Origin of the sequence: Sphingobacterium sp. UBA1498, assembly GCF_002325125.1 — a bacterium.
Lineage (GTDB): Bacteria > Bacteroidota > Bacteroidia > Sphingobacteriales > Sphingobacteriaceae > Sphingobacterium.
The window spans coordinates 33,830-49,788 of record NZ_DCRG01000004.1 but is presented as its reverse complement, the minus strand read 5'-3'; the positions used below and the strand labels follow the sequence as shown (position 1 = coordinate 49,788).

The 15,959-nt window shown below is 39.2% G+C and carries 11 protein-coding genes; 7 read left to right on the top strand and 4 right to left on the bottom strand.

The features are described 5' to 3' along the window. Nucleotides 1–19: 19 nt before the first annotated feature. Entirely contained in the window at nt 20–814 is a 795-nt protein-coding gene (locus B3139_RS03170; protein WP_209579406.1) for a tyrosine-protein phosphatase, read from the bottom strand. Nucleotides 815–1,307: 493 nt separating this feature from the next. Between B3139_RS03170 and B3139_RS03165 the strand changes: the two genes are divergently transcribed. From B3139_RS03165 to rfbA, 5 genes are all read left to right on the top strand, one after another. Then, nucleotides 1,308–3,308, top strand: coding sequence for a polysaccharide biosynthesis protein (locus B3139_RS03165; RefSeq protein WP_293879691.1), 2,001 nt, complete (start codon nt 1,308–1,310; stop codon nt 3,306–3,308). A gap of 197 nt (nt 3,309–3,505) precedes the next feature. After that, entirely contained in the window at nt 3,506–4,561 is a 1,056-nt protein-coding gene (rfbB, locus tag B3139_RS03160) for a dTDP-glucose 4,6-dehydratase (RefSeq protein WP_293879690.1), read from the top strand. Nucleotides 4,562–4,563: 2 nt separating this feature from the next. Beyond that, complete coding sequence (gene rfbC, locus B3139_RS03155; RefSeq protein WP_293879689.1) at nt 4,564–5,118, top strand: dTDP-4-dehydrorhamnose 3,5-epimerase; 555 nt, start codon at nt 4,564–4,566, stop codon at nt 5,116–5,118. A gap of 5 nt (nt 5,119–5,123) precedes the next feature. Further along, nucleotides 5,124–5,984: a dTDP-4-dehydrorhamnose reductase gene (gene rfbD / locus B3139_RS03150; RefSeq protein WP_293879688.1), complete on the top strand. Its 861-nt coding sequence runs from the start codon at nt 5,124–5,126 to the stop codon at nt 5,982–5,984. A gap of 67 nt (nt 5,985–6,051) precedes the next feature. Then, nucleotides 6,052–6,918: a glucose-1-phosphate thymidylyltransferase RfbA gene (gene rfbA / locus B3139_RS03145; protein WP_293879687.1), complete on the top strand. Its 867-nt coding sequence runs from the start codon at nt 6,052–6,054 to the stop codon at nt 6,916–6,918. A gap of 32 nt (nt 6,919–6,950) precedes the next feature. On the opposite strand, the gene B3139_RS03140 is transcribed toward rfbA, so the two are convergent. Further along, nucleotides 6,951–8,885 (bottom strand): tetratricopeptide repeat-containing sensor histidine kinase, encoded by a 1,935-nt coding sequence (locus tag B3139_RS03140; protein ID WP_293879686.1) that lies wholly within the window; start codon nt 8,883–8,885, stop codon nt 6,951–6,953. 236 nt (nt 8,886–9,121) lie between these two features. Between B3139_RS03140 and B3139_RS03135 the strand changes: the two genes are divergently transcribed. After that, on the top strand, nt 9,122–10,156 hold the full coding sequence (locus B3139_RS03135) for an acyltransferase family protein (protein WP_293879685.1): 1,035 nt from the start codon (nt 9,122–9,124) through the stop codon (nt 10,154–10,156). A 46-nt stretch (nt 10,157–10,202) separates the two neighbouring features. Here B3139_RS03135 and B3139_RS03130 read toward each other — a convergent pair whose 3' ends face one another. Next, on the bottom strand, nt 10,203–11,552 hold the full coding sequence (locus B3139_RS03130; RefSeq protein ID WP_293879684.1) for an amidohydrolase: 1,350 nt from the start codon (nt 11,550–11,552) through the stop codon (nt 10,203–10,205). A 114-nt stretch (nt 11,553–11,666) separates the two neighbouring features. Further along, nucleotides 11,667–12,563: a helix-turn-helix domain-containing protein gene (locus tag B3139_RS03125; RefSeq protein WP_293879683.1), complete on the bottom strand. Its 897-nt coding sequence runs from the start codon at nt 12,561–12,563 to the stop codon at nt 11,667–11,669. Between the two features lie 284 nt (nt 12,564–12,847). Between B3139_RS03125 and B3139_RS03120 the strand changes: the two genes are divergently transcribed. Then, nucleotides 12,848–15,904, top strand: a complete 3,057-nt coding sequence (locus B3139_RS03120; RefSeq protein WP_293879682.1) for a beta-L-arabinofuranosidase domain-containing protein — start codon at nt 12,848–12,850, stop codon at nt 15,902–15,904. Nucleotides 15,905–15,959 lie beyond the last annotated feature (55 nt).

The following is a 15,959-nucleotide window of genomic DNA, read 5'->3' as shown; positions in this document are numbered from 1 at the left end:
TAGTGATTGTATCTGCTGATTATACAGCGATCACTTGACCTTTATGCTGATCGATATGATCAAGAAGTGTTTCATTTAAGATGGGTGAAGTTCTTAACATCTCACGAATGGGGTATTTTTCAACTATATTTTTTAAAGCATCAAGATGGCGTTGATGATGGAGGTCGGTACCGACAAAATCATACATACCGGATTTCAATAGGGTCATCGCGATGGCTTTAACATCGACCCCATAGTATCGGCTCAAGGAAAGTAGATTTAACTGGAGTAAGCAGCCTGCATCTTTGATCTGCTTATAAATGTTAAAGTTGCTATGGTAATAATTATAACGTTCAGGATGAGCTAGAATAGGTTTGTAACCTAATTTTTGAATATTTAAGATGGTATGAAACAAAGCTTTCGATTCGGATAGATAAGACATTTCAATCAATACATAACCGCCTGGCATCACGCAGAGCTCATTTTCACGGATCAATAAAGAAAGATTTTCATCAATCATATGTTCAGCTGCGCCGAATATATCCACATCATTGCCAGATTTCTTTAATCCCGCCACCAGTGAATCTTTCGCGTGTTCAATACTAAACTTGGTGTTTTGATGTACGCCGGCCATGATATGTGGGGTACAGATAAACTTTTTAAGGCCTAAACGCTGCAGCTCCTGGATATAATGTAAGGATTGTTGCACAGAATTACTTCCATCATCAATACCTGGTAACAGGTGGTTGTGCATGTCTACTTCTAAAAATTCCAACTGCGCTAAAGAGCGGATTGATGAAGTCTTTTTCCCAAACAAATTACTAAAAAATCCCATGATGCAAATCTTATTTTTGTTGTGCAAATAGTGCAGTAAAGGAGTGGCGTTTCAAGCTATATAAGGTGAAGGGTAAATTACAAATTCCTTTCCATGACTACGAGGTACCTCATGCAAACAATATGCCAATAATTATATTGATATGCATAAGGTCGAATGGTATGCTATAAATTTCCGACAAGTGATGTTAGAGAATTATTTTTTGTAAGTCTAATCTGTTAAATATGATGCGCTGTTCTATGAATTAGAATCTATTCATGTTATTATTTTTTGAATGTAACAGTTTCGGTATAATAGTTGCTTAGTCCACGATGATAAATTGATCGAATGAATAGGGTTCTTTTTAATGATATTTTATCGTAGGAGCAATTTGAGTGCGAAAATTTAACTATCTTGCATTTCCTTTATAAAATATTATAACAAAGCCATATCAGATAGTGTCCGTTTGTCGCAGACACGGTCAGTAACATTTTAATAAAATAAGAGAAAAGCTATGATGGGTTCTCTAGGAGATTTAAGAAGGCGCCTGAGAAAGGACAATCCAAGATGGGTCATTTTAATGATCGACATGTGGTTTGTGTTTGCAAGCTATGTGTTTTCTAATTATGTGGTCAACAACTTCAAGGGAGTATTTGATATCGAATTGATGTTAAAAAAAGTTGTCGTTATATTGCCAATTTACCTCTTGATGTTCTTGTGTTACGACACCTTTCGAGGAATTGTTCGACAAACAGGCATTCGTGACACTATTAAAATATTTAAAACGGTGGGATCCGCCTATATCCTGTTGATGATTTTCACGTTTATAATCAAAACTATCTTTGATAAAGGAACCTTGGCGGGAGATTATCTTAGATTGTCGTATGGCGTATTGACTATGCAGGCTACAATTTTGCTGGTCATTATGGTGGGGGCGCGTGTAATCTATCGGACTATCTATGAATATCTTTTTTTGCCGGGTAGGAAAGGGGAGAATGTGTTGATATTTGGTGCTTCTAGACCAGGGCTAGTATCGTTTTCTCTCTTAAAAGAAGACCAGCGGACGAAGTATCAGGTGGTCGCTTTTGTCGAAGATAAAATATCACGGATAGGTAAGCGCTTGGCAGGTTTAAAAATTAAAGATATTACCGAAATTACGAAAGAATATGTGGAGAAATGCCAGATTACTCAGGTAATCATTGCGGTTGAAAATAACGATCCCGAACGGCTGGAATACGTCTCAGATTGGTTTCAAAATCTTGGGCTTGAGCTGAAAATAATGCCACCAGCCCGGATATTACTTAACTCCGGCGCCAAACGTGAAATTCGGCCGTTAAAGATAGAAGATCTATTGGGGCGTAAACCCATTAAGTTAGATCATCCAGAAATTGAAGACGAAATGCGTGGTAAAGTTATTTTAGTAACAGGCGCAGCTGGATCTATTGGTTCGGAATTAGCTCGACAGATTGCAAGAAGACATTATAAGAAGTTGATACTTCTTGATCAAGCAGAGTCCGCAATTTATGATGTACAGCAATCTATTAAGGCTACCTTTGCAGAGCATTTGCATTGCGTTGTTGGGGATGTACGGAATTTTGCATTTATGCAACGGATATTTGACGAGTATAAACCTGATTTGGTGTTCCATGCAGCGGCTTATAAACATGTGCCGTTGATGGAAGCTAATCCTTACGAGTCCATCCAAACTAATGTATTAGGGAGTAAAATCGTTGCGGATCTCTGTATGCGATATGGTACAAAAAAGATGGTCATGGTATCCACAGATAAAGCGGTAAACCCCACCAATGTTATGGGAGCCACCAAACGTATGGCTGAGATTTATGTGAGTAGTTGTAGCGGTAAGTCTGATACAAGCTTTATTATCACTCGGTTTGGTAATGTACTCGGGTCAAATGGTTCGGTTATACCGTTATTTGAAAAGCAGATGGCTGAGGGAGGTCCGTTGACGTTAACTCATCCAGACATCACGCGTTTCTTTATGACTATTCCTGAAGCTTGTCAACTCGTTCAAGAAGCGGGTGTGATGGGGAAAGGAGGTGAGATTTTTGTATTCGATATGGGCAAGTCTGTTAAAATAATCGATTTGGCCAAACGGATGATCAAATTAAAGGGGTACCGTTACCCTGAGGATATTGACATCAAAATTGTAGGATTGCGCCCCGGAGAAAAGATTTATGAAGAACTTTTGGCAAACAATGAAAATACTGTGAAAACACATCATCCAAAAATCATGATCGCAAAAGTAAATCATGATGAACTTTCACTTAAAGCGGATCGTATTAATGCCATCTGCCAACAGATTTTGGATGCCGATACACTGCTGCCCGATTTTATGGGCCTTGTCGCTGCGATGAAGGAAGTAGTCCCAGAGTTTAAATCTCAGAATTCGGAATATGAAGTGTTGGACACGGTCGCGGATAAGAAAGAAATCGAATTAGTTCATGGGGAACCCATAGAGGTACCCGTATATTCATTGGTAAAGAATGTGTTGTAAATTTTATTTTAGGCAGTTAACATTTTAGTTTGCTGATACGATATCAAAAAAGCTCTCTTATTGAGAGCTTTTTTGATTTATTCGGTTTACTTATGGATTAAAACTTGTCAATTCTCAAAAATCATCCTAATTTTAACGAACTATTTAGCGAAGTTATCACTTGTAGGCGAATGGTCTAAACTATCGAGAGTCATTATATGAATAAAACAGTTTTAATTACCGGGGGGGCCGGATTTATAGGTTCACATGTTGTACGTGAGTTTGTGCTGAAGTATCCAGAATATCAAATTATCAATCTGGATGCATTGACCTATGCCGGCAATCTAGAGAATTTAAAAGATATCGAGCACTTACCAAATTATACTTTTGTTAAAGCAGATATTACGGATCAGCAGCTCATTTTGGATATTTTTCAAAAATATCAGCCGGATGGAGTTATCCATCTGGCAGCGGAGTCTCATGTTGACCGTTCGATTGTTGATCCAACGGCTTTCGTGATGACCAACGTGATTGGAACTGTCAATTTATTGAATGCAGCCAATGCAATTTGGAAGAATAATTTTGAAGGGAAACGTTTTCATCACGTATCTACCGATGAGGTATTTGGTGCGCTTGGCGATACGGGATTTTTTACGGAAGAAACAAAATATGAGCCCCATTCACCATATTCCGCTTCGAAGGCTAGTTCGGATCATTTTGTCCGGGCTTATCATGATACTTACGGTTTACCTATTGTTTTAACAAACTGTTCAAACAATTATGGACCTAATCATTTCCCGGAGAAATTGATTCCTCTTTGCATTCACAATATTTTAAATAATAAGCCTCTCCCGGTTTATGGTGATGGAAAATATACCCGCGATTGGTTATATGTGATTGATCACGCAAAAGCTATCGATCTCGTTTTTCATGAGGGTAAAAATGGTGACTCTTATAATGTAGGTGGATTCAATGAGTGGCAAAATATAGATCTGATCAAAGAGCTATGTAAACAAATGGACGAGAAATTGGGACGTGAAGAAGACTCTTCGATGCAATTAATTACTTTTGTTAAAGACCGTCCCGGACACGATTTGCGTTATGCAATTGATGCAACCAAGATCAATAAGGAATTGGGATGGTATCCTTCAGTAACTTTTGAAGAAGGTTTGTCGCGGACGATAGATTGGTTCTTATCTAATCAGGAATGGCTGGAGCATGTGACATCGGGCGATTATAAAAAATATTATGACAATCAATATAAAGACGCATAAGCATGAGGTATACGGAGACAAAACTGAAAGGATGTTTTATACTTGAACCGACAGTTTATGAAGACGAAAGAGGTTATTTTTTTGAGTCATTTAATGAGACAAAGCTAACAGCAATACTTGGTTATAAACCTCATTTTGTGCAAGACAATCAATCCAAATCACAGTTTGGTGTCGTGAGGGGGCTACATTTACAGGCCGGCGATCATGCTCAGGCTAAGTTGGTTCGAGTCGTGGAAGGAAAAGTGCTGGATGTTGCTGTCGATGTTCGTCCAGGATCAAGCACCTTTGGACAACATATTACTGTGGAGCTTTCAGCTGAAAATAGAAAACAGCTATTTGTTCCGAGAGGTTTTTTACATGGCTTCTCTGTATTATCAGAACATGCAGTTTTTTTCTATAAATGTGATAATAACTATCACAAAGAATCGGAAGATGGCGTAAATCCATTAGATTTTGAATTGGCTATAGACTGGCAAATACCCCATGAAGAAATGATTCTCTCACAAAAGGATCAGGAAGCACAATCTTTTGAAAAATTGCGCCTGAAATTAATTTAGATGATATGCGAATTGTGATAACAGGAGCTTCAGGTCAACTTGGTTCGGAACTAAAAGATCTTTTACTGTATAATACAGTAGATGAGTGTTATTTCTTAGATCGAAAGCAATTGCCATTGGATCAAATTCAGATCATACAGCAAATTTTGGGGATGTATCAACCCGATTTGATTATTCATGCAGGAGCATACACAGCGGTGGATAAAGCTGAGACGGATCAGGTTATGGCAAATTTGGTCAACCATTTAGCTTGTGAAGAGATTGCTCAATACTGCCGTATCCATAATGCCAAACTTATAGCTATTTCTACAGATTACGTTTTCGATGGATCATCTGCTTCTCCTTTGACTGAGCATGCGACCACTAATCCCATCAACGTATATGGACAAACTAAGCTTGCAGGGGAACTGGCCATTCAGAAATGGCATCCTGAAGCAATCATTATACGGACTTCCTGGGTGTATTCCTCCTACGGTAAAAACTTTGTAAAAACCATGTGTCGCCTAATGACCGAGCGACATGAAGTTAACGTAATCAGCGATCAAATAGGGAGTCCCACTTATGCAAAAGATCTAGGCCTAGTAATTTTGAAAGTTTTGGATTCTGCCGAATGGAAAGCTGGTATTTACCACTATAGTAACGAAGGCGAAATTTCGTGGTATGACTTTGCTGTAGCAATACGTGACTTCCGTGCGTTCGACTGTGAAGTCAGGTCAATTCGAACCACTGCATATCCGACGCCTGCTCGTAGGCCGATGTATTCCTTGCTTGATAAATCAAAAATAAGAAATACGTTTGGAATACAAGTTCCTGACTGGAAAATAAGTTTGGGCAACATGCTTACTGAAGAATTTAAAGATAAATAGATTGACGATAACAGGAGGCTTTGTCGACATTAGTATCGTAAAGTCTTCTTCCCTAAATAACATTAAAATGAAAGGAATTATATTGGCTGGCGGCTCAGGCACGCGATTGCATCCGCTGACGCTTGCTGTAAGTAAACAATTGATGCCCGTATATGATAAACCCATGATATATTATCCGTTGTCTACCTTGATGCTGGCTGGAATACGTGAAATTTTGATTATATCCACTCCACAGGATCTACCTAACTTTAAAAAGTTATTAGGCGATGGATCACAATTAGGGTGCCGTTTTGAATATAAGGAGCAACCTAGTCCAGACGGGCTTGCACAGGCATTTTTGCTGGGAGAAGAATTTATTGGTGATGATAAAGTAGCCCTGATTTTAGGGGATAATATATTTTACAGCTCTGGACTTTCAAAGCTATTGCAGTCTTCTTCAAACCCTGATGGCGGAGTGGTCTTCGCCTATCCAGTGCAGGATCCGGAACGGTATGGAGTCGTCGAATTTGATGAAACAAATAATGTGATTTCTATTGAAGAGAAGCCGCAATTACCGAAATCAAATTATGCTGTTCCGGGAATTTATTTTTATGATAACGAAGTGGTTAGTATCGCAAAAAATATAGCACCTTCCCCCCGTGGCGAACTGGAGATAACAGATATCAATAAAGAGTATCTACGCCGCGGTAAATTAAAGGTCGGCATTTTTGATCGTGGTACAGCTTGGTTGGATACCGGAACGATCCAGTCTCTCATGCAAGCAGGCCAATTTGTGCAAGTGATAGAGGAGCGGCAAGGAATGAAAATAGGAGCAATAGAAGAAGTTGCCTACAGAATGGGTTACATTGATAAGCAGCAGCTACTGAAAATTTCTGCGCCACTCTGTAAGTCAGGTTATGGAGAGTATTTGAAAAGAATTGTTAAAGGCTCTTAACTATCCCTAAATAGCATTCTGCNNGCAGAATGCTATTTAGGGATATGAAGGGTAAACGTACTTCCAAAACCTTCGCTGCTCTCCACTGTAATCGAGTAGCCCATTCGGTTTGCAAACTCATGACAGAGCATTAAACCGATACCAGCACCCTTTTCTTCAAATGTGCCTTCTAAACTAGTTTGTTGTTTCTGCATACTTTTAAGTGCGGTAATTTTTCGCTCGTCCATTCCTACACCCTGATCTGTAATCGATATAAGAACTTCACTATCGGTTTCACGCTGATTAAAAACAATGGATTTGCCACTAAAGCTAAATTTGATTGCGTTGTTGAAGATATTTCGAATGATAAATTCAAATCGTTTAAGATCACTACGAATGGTCAATTGCGGGGAAATACGGACATCTATAACTAAATTTTTTAGATTAATCCGATCAATGAACAATTCCTCACATTCTTTTACAATTTGAAATGGTACAATTTCCTGCATGTCAAGCTTTTCATTCGCCATCTGCTGTGAAGACCAAACGAGTAAACTGTCGAGCATTTTGGACGCTGTAGTGACTTGATTACCAATAGTAATTAACATGCTTTTGATTTCGTGAGCTGGAAGATCGACAATTTTTGATACAGAAAGTAGCGCTTGAAAAGTTGATAAAGGACTTCGAAGATCATGGGATACGACGGAAAATATAGTAGATCGAAATCGGTCTGCCTGAACCAGTTCTTCATGTTGATGCCTGATCTCAGCAGCTTGATCATCGACCTTTTGTTTTTCTTTCCGTAATAACCGGTTCTTTTTGACCAATAGCAGAACCAACACAAAAAAGATTAATAGAACAAAAAAGGTGGCCAGCCACATCAATTTTACCCAATGTGCTTCACGTTCGATGGAAGCGTTTTCCAATATTAGATTTTTATTTTCGAGCTCTTTCTTTTCGCTTTCATATTTCTCCCGAAGTTCTTCCCTAATTCTTACACGTAAGACCTCAGCATCTTCATGGAACTTTCGATCCGAACTATCTTGATCGCTGAGAATTAAATGTTCATCTTGCTCTTTAACAGCCTTCGCTATTTTATCAAAATCACCTTGAAGTTCTTCAGTTAGATTGCTAAGCCCACTTTTAGCAATGATGCTTTTAATGAGGGTAACTTCTTGTGTAGCCAAATCAAAGCGTTTTTCTTTAACGTAGATATTTGCACGATTGATCCTGGCATAACTTTCACCTACGGGATCTTTTTTCTTTGAAGTAATGTCGATGGCAAGATCGGTATAGTATGTGCTCCATTCGAGTTTGTCTGCTTTTAGGTAAAGGTAGCTCAATAAAATGTAGGTATTGAACAGGTCAACCTCAGGGGCGTTTGCTTTACAGAATTCAACTGTTTTAACTAAATAATCGATCGCATTGGATACATCTTTCTTTTGCTCACCATTGAGTGCTTTCTGCGCATAAATATTGCCTATATTGGTCGATATGTTTGCACGATTTCGAATATCATGAATTTCTTTGGCCAGATCTAATGCGCGTTGGTAATATTTTAAGGCTTGTTCTGGATCATAACTCTTATTGAATACATTGCCAATATTCAAGAAAGAAAGCATCATCCCCTTTTTGTCATTTCGCTCTTCTCGTCTTTTGAGCACCCTAAAGTGGGTTTTAATACTTTCGTCAAAGTTGTTTAATTTCAGGTAAATAACTCCTTGGAGGTTGAGCAGGTCAATTGCCAATGCCTCAAATTTCTTTGTTTCCGCCAGATCTAGTCCCTTGGATACAATCTCCTGTGCGTCTTGAGGAGTACTCTTATAAATTTCTGATGCGACTTTGTAATAGACTAATATGCGTGCAGAATCACCACTAACTGTTTCAAGCTGTTTGTTGACTTTATCTAAGCCTGTACTTTGTGAAAATACATAGTGGGAAGATAACAAAAAGAAAGTGGTAAAGAAGAGTAAGTAAATTCGGTTCATTCAGATTTTTTTTCAAATATAATTAAGTTTCTGATAATGTGGAGATCATCGGAAAATTAGGTTTTCGATGGATAATAATGTTGTGATGTATATTTAGAAAAATATGAAATATGAGCTTCTGTGTTACAAGAAATAGTTTATACCCTTTTTTTAGAAAATTTTAGGTAATATTTTTAATATAAGCCGCCTTAACGAGGTCTGAAAATCTGTCAGAAACCGCGTATATTTGCAGCCAAATGTTGGAGTCCAAAAGAATTTATCAAATCGATCTGTTTCGATTTATTGCAGCATCAGCAGTAGTGTTTTATCATTATATGTATCGCGGGGCTGCTGCTGGAAATATGTCTCTTTTACGTTTTGATGGCATTGGTGACTATGTCAAATATGGTTATCTGGGCGTCGACCTATTTTTTATCATCAGCGGTTTTGTGATCGCTTTCTCGATCAAGCATCTATCGTTGCGTAAATTCTGCTATTCTCGATTTAAACGCTTGTACCCAATGTATTGGATTTGCTTGCTGCTGACCTTTGTGATTACCTATTTTTTTGGCGCGCCGCGTTATTATGTAACATTTAGTCAGCTACTGGCCAATCTGACGATGACGCAGAAATTATGGGGACAAGGCGATGTAGATGGTGCCTACTGGTCACTTTATGTTGAGTTGAAATTTTACCTGATCATAGTCTTATTCCTGATTCTAAATCAATTTAAAAGAGTAGGATTAGATTACCTGGTTTATTTTTGGCTGTTATTGTCGAGTCTACGTTTTTTTTTCGGACCGTCCGAAATGTATGATGGACTCCACGAGTTTTTTTTACTCGATTGGAGTGCCTACTTTATTGCGGGAATTATATGTTGCCAAATTTTTTTGCATGGAGTAAAAATAAAGCATATGATCGCCCTACTTTGGTGCTTGTACATTTCGATCGACAGCGCTATTGGTCGAATTCACTGGCTGGAGCGTACTTTTCATAGTGATTTTTCTCCTTATATCATTGGGACCGCCATTGTCGTGTTTTACTTACTTATGTTACTGGTTTCCTGTAAAAAACTTCAGTTTATTAATTCGTCCAAGTTTGTTAAAATTGGCATGTTGACCTATCCCCTGTATTTAATCCACCAGCATATAGGGTTTATCATTTTTAATCAGCTCTATCCGTATATCAATAAATACGTGCTCCTTTCGGCTGTTGTAATGCTGATGCTAGCACTTGCTTATTTCTTAAGTGATCGTATTGAACCGTGGATTATAAAACGTTTTAAGAAATAAATAGGCGGCCGAGCGTAGGATCTATAAAGGAAATACTGCCTTCCAACTAGAAGACAATATTTCCTTTATAGATCAGCGATTTCACTGGAGATATTCTTGAAACTGCTTCTGCGGAACAGCTGGCTTCGAGTAAGGCAATATCTGCACTATCTCCGACTTTGGGCCATTGCATATTGCCTTTGTCGTCCAAAGGAGTGGGACCAGCAGTGGCAAGCTTGAGCATGCGAGATAAGCCAAATTCAGTTGTTTGGCCATAAACCTGAGCCGCAAGATTGGCTTTTTGTAAGACACTACCCGTACCAAATGTGTTCCAATGGTCTACAATACTGTCATTTCCCGTCATCACTTCAACGTTGTTCTCTAGTAAGGTTGGGATTGGCATAATTAATCCACCGAATGGAATTGTAGAAATAATGCCAATTTGTGCGTCGCAAAGTTTTTCTGCCATTTCTTGTTGTTTGGATTTTTCCAATCGACCCAATACAAAACAATGGCTGATGTAGGTCTTACCTTTAAGAACTGGATTCTCGTTCACTTTGTTAATTAAGTACTCTACGGTTTTCAAGCCTGATTCACCCGATTCGTGCAAATGAATGTCAATTCCCTTGTTATGATCTAATGCCAGCTGAACCGTAAAATCCATTGTTTTTTCAATAGCCCCATCAATGGAAAATGGGTCGACTCCACCGATAAAATCAATATTGGTTTTGGCGGCTTCCTTAAGGTAGGGCACCGAGTCAGTATAGTATACACCGTGCTGCGGAAAAGCAACCAGTTCAGCCCCGAATCCGTCTTTCTTGTTTTCCAGTGCCAGTTGTAGCTTACTTAAAGCGTCTAGTTTGGATGTCGGTTCGATATTAACATGACTGCGTGCGAAAGTAGTACCATTACCTTGCAATAGTTCGATCAGCTTTTCTGCTTTATAGGTTGCATTTTTTAATAGTTCGGGCAGAATTTTCTGTTCGAGGGCAATCATGCCTTTTACACCTCCGGCCCTTTGCCTTACTGCCTGCCACTTGTCACCATAATAGGTTTTGTCCAAATGGATGTGCATATCGTGGAAAGAGGGTAGCATCAAAAGCCCTTTTGCGTCGATAGCATCGGAAGCATTAATATTGCAACTTATAGCCTTGATCTTCCCGTTAGCAATCTGAATAGAAAATAGGCCTGTCGTTGTTGAAATCACATGGCCACCAGTATCGTACTCAAAGCCCGTTTCTAGCAACACATTTTTTAATGTATAGTTTTTTTGCATCGCGGAGTCGCTCAATAGGTTTTGGTTCACCATTTTATGTCGGTTTTCTGCAAATAACATTGCTGGTATAAGTGTCGAACCCGCAAGTGCTAACGTAGAGTTTCTAATAAATTCCTTGCGGGTAAAGGCCATTGATTTCATAAGCGCATAGTTGTCTAAAAAAAGCATCTGGTATTGTAGGTTACAAACCTATAGGACTGTCGTGCTATTTTTGCTGGGAGATATCTGCCATTTCTTGTGTAATTTATCTATTTTTCATTTTCTTCTTAACAAACTTATTGTCTCCCCCGCTTGACGATTGTCTCTAAAGTCACTGGGACTGGTACCTATCTGCAGTTTAAAGAAATTCGAAAAATAAGCTTGATCTGCGAATCCCAACTCAAAGGCAATTTCTTTGATGGATCGTTCGGAGCTTTGTAAGAGCCGTTTTGCTTCAATGTTTATTCGTTGGTGGATAAGCTGTGTAGCTGATATTTTTAAATGCTTTTTACATAGAATATTAAGATAATTAGGTGAAATATTAAGTTTTTCGGCATAAAATGCAACCATTTTCTGTTCCCTGAAGAATTCGTCAATGAGCATATTAAATTTAGCAAGTCGCGGAACAGATTGATAAACCTTGAATTCGGTGAACGCAGACTCTGCTTCTCGACTTACAATCGCGGCAATGACGCCCGCTCGGGCACTAATTAAAGGAATAAGTGAGTTTTCTCTTTTCAATTCTTGTTTGACGGATTCAAATTCATAAAGTAATTGTGCAAAGGAATCTGCAGAGAGATCAATGACAGGATGGTTTTGATAATTGGTAAAAGAAAAGCGAAAAAAAGGTGCAAAATGTTCAAAGAGAGGGCGCTCAATCATGAGTTGGTAAGCTATAGTATCGGCATAGATATGCCACTTGTGCATTTGGCCTGGAAAGAGAATATGGACCTGATGATCTTTTATCCTATAGTCGATAGAATCGATGGTATGTACGCCAGAAGCTTTATGGAACAGATTAATGATAAAAAAATCATGCTTATGCGGTTTTTCGATAAGCCGTTCGCCATGGAGTTCGTTAAATAGGAGTTCTTCCCGTCCTGCTGTCTGTTCTTTTCGGAAACCATCCAGACCAATAACTGGCACCGAAATTTTTGAATTTCGCTTTTCCATAGAATATCTTATCAAATCTAAAATACAAAATACCTTCGAGTATTTGGGGATACGTGGTATTATAGCGCTTTCTTTCAATTGAGGATAGCGTTATTAGCAGGAGTGTTAGTTAAAATCGGGAGAATATCGGCTAAAATAAACCTATATATAATGAGCTTTTGTGATTAATTTTATAAATGTCAGGGAGACATCAATGAAGAGTGTCAGTCATGTAGCTAAGCACACTCAATTGTGCCGGGCAATACGTAAACCGAAGATTATGAATACACGAAATAGATAATATTATGAAAAGATATAAATTACATGTCGCAATACTTTTTACGATTTTTATCAAAACGATAGATGTCGCGGTAGCGCAAGGTGGAGATCAGATATTGGATGGAATTGGTGAGACAGGAATGGTGGCCCGTTATGTCTTTGATGGGGATTTAAAAGATTGGTCAAGAAATGGTCTGCATGGTAAATTTCAAGGAGAGAAAGCATTATTTGTAGCTGATAAGCAATTTAAAAAGGTATTGTCTCTAGCCGGGGGAAAAGATGATTTTGTCGTATTACCGTCGCAAGTACTCTCGGATTTGGAGTCTATTAGTATAACAGGCTGGTTGTACTTGAGGGCAGCGCAGCCTGAACAATATCTTTTTGACTTCGGACAAGATCTTGCGAGGCATTTTGCAGTAACACCGACAGGAACAGCGCAAAAAGCTGGATATTTGGGTGTTATTTCTCAAAAGAAGACTGAAGTAAAAAGTGCAGCGTCTCCTTCGGTTCCGTTGAACAAATGGGTGCATCTGGCCATTGTGGTCGATGTTACTACAGGGTCTTTACAAACGTATTTGGACGGAAGGCCCGTTGGAGAAGTCAAAAATATTCCGCAAGAACTGAGCGCAGTTTTTGGACAGCCGGGAAGCAAAAAGAAATTACAGATTGGAAAGCCCCTATTGGGCGGCAATTCGAGTTTAAATGCTTTGCTCCATGATTTCAGGGTCTATCGGGTGCCACTTAGTCGAGCCCAGATTGCCACGATATATGGCAATGCATTGAAAGGTGTACACGAAGATACAAGCACCAAAGGCAAGCCCGAGGATGATTTAACTAGATTTCCGATGAATAAAGCAGAATTGTATAATGCTTATTTAATTGGAGTCGCAGATGTCAGCGTAGAAACGGAGGTTGGAGAATTGCCACGATTGCCTAATTATGTCGTCGGTACTTATAAAGATGGTATGGTAGGGCCGAAAGTACGGGTGCTATGGCCGTCTCCAACCGATAATAGCACAGTTTTACAGCAGACAGCCTACACGATAACTGGACGTATCCCCGGAACGGATCTTCAACCAAAAGCAATTGTTAGTGTCAAGGGAAAGATAAAGTCTAGCATCCCTAACTTAAAATTGGAATCCTTCCATTTGGATCAGGTGACTCTTAATGTAGACGAAGGACATCATCACACCAAGTTTATTGAAAACCGTGATAAGTTTATGGATACATTGGCTACATCAGATCCCAATTCTTTTCTTTATATGTTTCGTCACGCTTTTGGACAAAAGCAACCAAAGGGTGCAAGGCCTCTGGATGTATGGGATAGCCAGGATATCAAATTACGAGGTCATGCAACTGGACATTACCTAACAGCAATTGCGCAAGCTTACGCCAGTACAGGGTATGACAAAGCCCTTCAAGTAAAATTTTTGGGTAAAATGGATACGATGATCAATGAACTTTACGCTTTGTCAAAATTGTCGGGTGTACCGAAGCAATCGGGGCAGGCATATGTCGCTGATCCAGCGGCAGTGCCTATTGGTCCTGGTAAATCAGCGTATGACTCTGATTTGAGTGATGAAGGAATTCGTACAGATTATTGGAACTGGGGACTTGGATTTATTAGCGCCTATCCTCCCGACCAGTTTATAATGCTTGAACATGGAGCTAAATATGGGGGGCAGAAGAACCAGGTTTGGGCACCTTATTACACCCTGCACAAGATCCTGGCCGGTCTGATGGATGTTTATGAAGTAAGCGGAAATAAAAAAGCATTGGAAATCGCACAAGGCATGGGTAACTGGGTGTATACGCGTTTAAACAATATCCCGACCAAAACATTAATCAACATGTGGAATACCTATATCGCAGGTGAGTTTGGAGGGATGAACGAAGTGATGGCAAGGTTGTATCGTGTTACGGGTGAACAAAAATATTTAAAAACCGCCCGTTTATTTGATAACATTGATCTGTTTTACGGTAATGCAGCACATACACATGGACTGGCAAAAAATGTGGATACTTTTAGAGGATTGCACGCCAATCAGCATATCCCACAAATTGTAGGCAGCATGGAGCTATACCGTGTATCAAATGACCCTCAATACTATAAGGTAGCCGACAATTTTTGGTATAAAGTCACCAGCGATTATATGTATAGCATTGGTGGCGTGGCGGGGGCGAGGAATCCGGCCAATGCCGAATGTTTCATTAGTCAACCGGCAACATTATATCAAAACGGATTTTCTGCAGGGGGCCAAAATGAAACCTGTGCAACCTATAATATGCTGAAATTGACGAGTGATTTGTTTATGTTCGATCAGCGTGCAGAGCTGATGGATTACTATGAACGTGGACTATATAATCACATCTTAGCTTCCGTTGCAGAGAATAGTCCAGCAAATACCTATCATGTTCCTTTGCGTCCTGGTTCAATCAAACAATTTGGAAATGCAGATATGCACGGGTTCACCTGTTGTAATGGGACGGCTATAGAGAGCAGTACCAAATTGCAGAATACGATTTATTTTAGAAGTAAAGATGATCAATCATTGTATGTTAATTTGTATATCCCTTCTACTTTGCAATGGAAAGAGCGGGGAATCAGGATTGAACAACAGACAAATTTTCCAAAAGCAGATCATACATCGTTGACCATACGCGGTAATGGCAAATTCGATCTTCATGTTCGGGTACCAAGTTGGGCGACAAAGGGATTTTTCGTTACTATAAATGGAGTTGACCAAAAAATTGCCGCCGATCCTGGAACTTATCTTAGCATAAACCGTAACTGGAAAGATGGTGATGTGGTTAAGCTAAAAATGCCCTTCGATTTCCATCTCGACCCGGTTATGGATCAGCCGAACATCGCAAGCCTATTTTATGGCCCCGTTCTCTTGGCGGCTCAGGAACGTACCGCAAGAAAAGATTGGCGTAAAGTAACTTTAGACGCTAAGGATATTGGTAAATCTATTAAAGGAAACCCAGAAACATTGGAATTTTATATAGACGATGTGCTTTATAAACCGTTTTATGATACCTATGGGCGTCATTCGGTTTACTTGGATGTGAGTTTAAAGTAACGGTAAAAAGGTACACCTTGTCATTTTCTTAAGCTGACAAGGTGTATTTTTCTTG

Coding starts and splice junctions, on each gene's coding strand:
- rfbA (WP_293879687.1), top strand. CDS start 6,052: ATGAAAGGAATTATATTGGCTGGCGGCTCAGGCACGCGATTGCATCCG.
- rfbB (WP_293879690.1), top strand. CDS start 3,506: ATGAATAAAACAGTTTTAATTACCGGGGGGGCCGGATTTATAGGTTCA.
- B3139_RS03130 (WP_293879684.1), bottom strand. CDS start 11,552: ATGAAATCAATGGCCTTTACCCGCAAGGAATTTATTAGAAACTCTACG.
- B3139_RS03125 (WP_293879683.1), bottom strand. CDS start 12,563: ATGGAAAAGCGAAATTCAAAAATTTCGGTGCCAGTTATTGGTCTGGAT.
- B3139_RS03135 (WP_293879685.1), top strand. CDS start 9,122: ATGTTGGAGTCCAAAAGAATTTATCAAATCGATCTGTTTCGATTTATT.
- B3139_RS03170 (WP_209579406.1), bottom strand. CDS start 814: ATGGGATTTTTTAGTAATTTGTTTGGGAAAAAGACTTCATCAATCCGC.
- B3139_RS03165 (WP_293879691.1), top strand. CDS start 1,308: ATGATGGGTTCTCTAGGAGATTTAAGAAGGCGCCTGAGAAAGGACAAT.
- B3139_RS03120 (WP_293879682.1), top strand. CDS start 12,848: ATGAAAAGATATAAATTACATGTCGCAATACTTTTTACGATTTTTATC.
- rfbC (WP_293879689.1), top strand. CDS start 4,564: ATGAGGTATACGGAGACAAAACTGAAAGGATGTTTTATACTTGAACCG.
- rfbD (WP_293879688.1), top strand. CDS start 5,124: ATGCGAATTGTGATAACAGGAGCTTCAGGTCAACTTGGTTCGGAACTA.
- B3139_RS03140 (WP_293879686.1), bottom strand. CDS start 8,885: ATGAACCGAATTTACTTACTCTTCTTTACCACTTTCTTTTTGTTATCT.